Origin of the sequence: Mycobacterium sp. E1715 (assembly GCF_001667625.1) — a bacterium.
Lineage (GTDB): Bacteria > Actinomycetota > Actinomycetes > Mycobacteriales > Mycobacteriaceae > Mycobacterium.
On sequence record NZ_LZJJ01000338.1, the window covers coordinates 1 to 1,178 of the forward strand.

Genomic DNA, 1,178 nt, shown 5'->3' on the forward strand with positions numbered 1-1,178 from the left:
CCGACGGCGGGGAGAACAAGCCGTCCAATCCCAGCGACCCGCACGACGGGGTCTACACGGCGGCGCGGCTGGCCCGGGACGAGGGGGTGCCCATCTCGACGATCTCGTTCGGCACCAAGACCGGCGAGATCGAGATGGACGGGCAGCGCGTGGCCGTCCCGGTTTCGACGGACCAGATGAAGACGATCGCCAAGCTGTCCGGCGGGCAGTCCTACACCGCCAGCAACATCGCCGAGCTCAACAAGAGCTACAACGCCATCGAGAAGGACATCGGCTATCGCACCGTGGCCGGGCCGGGCAGCGCCGGGTGGCTGCGCCTGGGCGTGATCACCGCCTTGATCGCGACGGCGCTGGCGCTGCTGATCAACCGGCGGCTGCCGGTCTGATCGTCAGGACGGCAGCCGGCGGTTCAGGAACAGGCCGGCCAGGATCGCGCCGGCCAACGCGACCGCCCCCAGCAGCATCCACGCGAGGCTGGCGTCGCCCTTGACGGTCTCGTACCCGATCTGGCGCTGCAGGGTCGAGTAGACGTTCTTCAGCGACTCCAGGCTGTCGGCATGGAACGCCTGGCCGTCGGTGATCTCGCAGATCTTCTGCAGCGTCTGGTCGTCTACGGGAACCGGGATGGTGGCGCCCTCGTACTCGACGGTGCCGTACGGCGTCCCGAAGGAGATGGTCGAGATCTGCACGCCCGCGGCCTTGGCGGCCCGGGCGGCGGTGAACGCCCCCTGCGGGGCGTTGGCGTCCAGCGGCACGTTCTCCGCGCCGTCGGACTCCAGCACGATGCGGGCCGGGGGCGGGGTGTCGCCACCCGTGATGGCCAGGGCGCTCACCGCGTGCAGGGCGGTGAAGATGGCCTCGCCGGTGGCCGTGCTGTCGGCGAAGTCGAGCTTCTTGAGCGCGTCGATCGTCGCCTGGTGCTGCGGGGTGGGCGACACCAGCAGGTATGGCGTGCCGGCGAAGCCGACCAGGCCCAGGTTGATGCCCGGCGTGAGCTGACTGGCGAACTGGCCGGCCGCCTCCTCGGCGGCCTTGAGCCGGTTCGGCGGGACGTCGGTCGCCCGCATCGACTGCGACATGTCGATGACCAGCACGACGACAGCCCGGTTGCGGGGGATACGCATGTCGTGGGTGGGGGTGGCCAGCGCGATGGTCAACAGGATCAGGCTGAGCAGCGC

At 69.9% G+C, this 1,178-nt stretch carries 1 protein-coding gene and 1 pseudogene; one reads left to right on the plus strand and one right to left on the minus strand.

Features of this window, described 5'->3' with window-relative positions; genetic code table 11:
- Positions 1-386, plus strand: a pseudogene (locus A9X03_RS17215) (hypothetical protein); the annotation flags it as partial.
- Between the two features lie 3 nt (positions 387-389).
- On the opposite strand, the gene A9X03_RS17220 reads toward A9X03_RS17215, so the two are convergent.
- Positions 390-1,178: VWA domain-containing protein (locus A9X03_RS17220; RefSeq protein ID WP_068262120.1), on the minus strand; the 789-nt coding region annotated here is incomplete at its 5' end.